Origin of the sequence: Microcystis sp. M49636_WE2 (assembly GCF_030065375.1) — a bacterium.
Lineage (GTDB): Bacteria > Cyanobacteriota > Cyanobacteriia > Cyanobacteriales > Microcystaceae > Microcystis > Microcystis aeruginosa_C.
The window spans coordinates 1-3,093 of record NZ_JASJFG010000693.1 but is presented as its reverse complement, the minus strand read 5'-3'; the positions used below and the strand labels follow the sequence as shown (position 1 = coordinate 3,093).

Here is a 3,093-nt window from a genome sequence, read left to right as displayed (position 1 = left end):
TTATTGGTAGCCTGTTTTACTGCCCCAAAATCGAGTAAATAGAGGCGGCCATTTTGGGAGCGCATGATGTTAGATGGTTTTATATCCCGGTGAATGGAACCATTTTCATGAATAAATTTGAGGATAAGAAGTAATTCTTTGAGAATGTTTTTGACTTCACTTTCTTGAAAGGGTTTTTGTTGCTGTTGGAGAATTTCTTCTAAGTTTTTACCGTCGATATATTCCTGGGCCAGATAGAAAAATTGCTCTTCTTTTCCCGTTAATTGATTCTTGACTGTTAAAGGGAAAAAAGCATAGAGATCGGGGATTTGGGGATGTTCTCGTCCTAAATCTTCTAAAACGTGCGCTTCTTGAAAAAATAAATTTTTCGCTTTTTCTAAAGCTTGCGGACTTAAATTACCGGAAGGTTGAAATTGTTTGAGTACACATTTAGCTTTTTTGGGACTATAACGATCTACTGCTAAAAATGCCGCCCCAAATCCTCCTTGTCCCAATAGACGTTCTGGCAAATAACGTCCCCCTAAAATTAATGGCATCCCGCAAGTAGTACAATATTTCTGCTCGATCGAGGTTAAGCGATTGCTATCGTCTAGGTCTGGGCATTGATTACGCGGTCTCGGACAGTGGGGACGCGTACAAATAACTTCCATAGTCACCGTTTCCCGTGGTACTGCTCTTAGTTTAGCTACTACCGGCAATTCGGGTTAAAATTTTTATTCTTAAGAAAGAGTTAAAAAGAGCGTTCGTAGGCCGACACGGATTGCCATTATACTACAAGGTTAGCAGAAATTTTGGAGTTTGTCAAGTCTTTGGCTGAAAAAAATTCAGCCAGATCTAGCGGTTATCTTCATGGTGGAGTGGGAAGTCTCGGCGCTTTTCTTTAGTTGAATGAGCGTGCCAGACGATTAACCCCGGTGTGTAATAACTGTTCCAAGCTTTGGCGATCGCTGATGGCTTGAAGATTGATCACAAAACAGGTTAAACCCAGTCCAAAGAGGATAAAAGTGGGGGCCATAACCACACCAATCATCAACCAGGTGGCGACGTGGAGAAACATGGTGATAGCGAACAACAAAGCTAGGGAAGCAATGGGGAAGATTTGACGGGTAGGACGACCGAAATAGAGAAAAAGAACTGTTAAAACGGTGGTTACTAAGTTAGCGGGTACTAAAAAGGCACAAATCGAGACGCAATAGTTGCGGGAAAATTCAGCGAGGGTATTAAAATCTATCATTAATATTACTTTACAATTGCCTGAGTCTTAGTACTCTCGATTGTAGCGGAAAATTTACATGATCGGCATGAAGGTGACTAAAGGCTGTGGTGCAATAGATTTTCGAGAGGGAGCTAAAACGAGGATCGGGGTATAGGTCATCCAGCTATAATGAAATCTGGGAAAATGACACCGCCGCATCCCGAAAACTCTCACCCCTTGCTAGGTATAATCGATCGCAGGAAGAATTTTATGAGTAAATTTGTCTTTGTCACTGGGGGAGTCGTCTCCAGTATTGGGAAAGGGATTGTCGCTGCTAGTTTGGGAAGATTGTTAAAAAGTCGGGATTATTCCGTCTCAATTCTGAAATTAGACCCCTATATCAACGTGGATCCGGGTACGATGAGTCCTTTTCAACACGGAGAGGTATTTGTCACCGATGATGGGGCCGAAACCGACCTCGACCTTGGCCACTACGAACGTTTTACCGATACGGAACTCTCCCGTCTCAATAGCGTGACTACTGGCTCGATTTATCAAGCGGTATTGAATAAAGAGCGCCGTGGTGCTTATATGGGGGGAACCGTGCAGGTAATTCCCCATGTTACCAACGAAATCAAGGAAAGGATTCTCCGGGTGGCCAAAGATACCAACCCCGATATTGTCATTACAGAAATTGGTGGTACGGTGGGAGATATCGAATCTTTGCCTTTTTTAGAAGCAATTAGGCAATTTAGGAAGGATGTAGGTCGAAATAACGTGGTTTATATGCACGTTACCCTAATTCCTTGGATTCCGGCCGCCAAGGAGATGAAAACGAAACCGACGCAACACTCGGTCAAGGAATTAAGATCGATCGGTATTCAACCGGATGTGTTAGTCTGTCGTTGTCATCTACCCCTACAACCGGGGTTAAAAGAAAAACTCTCAGCTTTCTGTGATGTGCCGGTGGAATCGGTGATTACTGCTCAGGATGCCAGCAGTATCTACGAAGTTCCCCTCAATCTGGAAAAAGAGGGATTAGCGCAACAAACCCTAGAATTATTAAACCTGGGTTCCCGATACCCCCATCTGGAGGAGTGGGAAAATCTCATCCGACAGATGCAATCCCCCGGTCAAAAATTAGAGATAGCTATCGTCGGTAAATATGTGCAGTTGGGGGATGCTTATCTCTCGGTGGTGGAGGCCCTTAAACACGCTGCCATTGCCCTTAATAGCGAGATAGAATTGCGTTGGGTAAGTGCCGAAGATGTGGATAACGATTCGGCCGAAGCTCATTTAAGCGGTGTTGACGGTATTGTGGTACCAGGTGGTTTTGGTATTAGGGGTGTGGATGGCAAAATTAAGGCGATCGAGTATGCTAGGGTCAATAATATTCCTTTCTTGGGTCTCTGTTTAGGGATGCAGTGTTCGATTATCGAATGGGGTCGCAATGTGGCCCGATTGGAAAGGGCCAATAGTTCCGAATTTGAAGAGGATACACCCAATCCAGTGATTAATTTACTGCCAGAACAGGCAGATGTGGTGGATTTAGGGGGAACAATGCGCTTAGGTCTCTATCCCTGTCGTTTAAATCCGGATAGTCTGGCTTTCTCTCTCTACGGTCAGGAGGTTATCTATGAGCGCCATCGTCACCGTTACGAGTTCAATAATGCCTATCGTAGTCTCTTTTTTGAGACTGGTTATCTGGTGAGTGGCACTTCTCCTGATGGTCGTTTGGTGGAAATTATCGAACTACCAAAACATCCTTTCTTTATTGCTACCCAATTTCACCCCGAATTTCGCTCTCGTCCCAATAAAGCTCATCCTCTCTTTTCTGGTTTCATGAAAGCGGCCCTTAAGGGTAGAGAGGAAAAGTTTTCCCTGAGTAGTCAGCATTC

3 protein-coding genes are annotated in these 3,093 nt (G+C 44.2%); 1 reads left to right on the top strand and 2 read right to left on the bottom strand.

The window, feature by feature from the left end:
- Together PX484_RS15925 and PX484_RS15920 are read right to left on the bottom strand one after the other, a co-directional pair.
- Positions 1-650 (bottom strand): protein kinase domain-containing protein (locus PX484_RS15925; RefSeq protein WP_288104699.1); only part of this gene is annotated, 650 nt, incomplete at its 3' end.
- A gap of 230 nt (positions 651-880) precedes the next feature.
- A complete protein-coding gene (locus PX484_RS15920) occupies positions 881-1,234 on the bottom strand; it encodes a hypothetical protein (RefSeq protein ID WP_002798561.1) in 354 nt (117 codons plus the stop codon).
- Positions 1,235-1,465: 231 nt separating this feature from the next.
- Here PX484_RS15920 and pyrG point away from each other — a divergent pair.
- Positions 1,466-3,093, top strand: a 1,628-nt coding sequence (pyrG, locus tag PX484_RS15915) for a glutamine hydrolyzing CTP synthase (RefSeq protein WP_288104697.1), incomplete at its 3' end; no start/stop codon positions are given.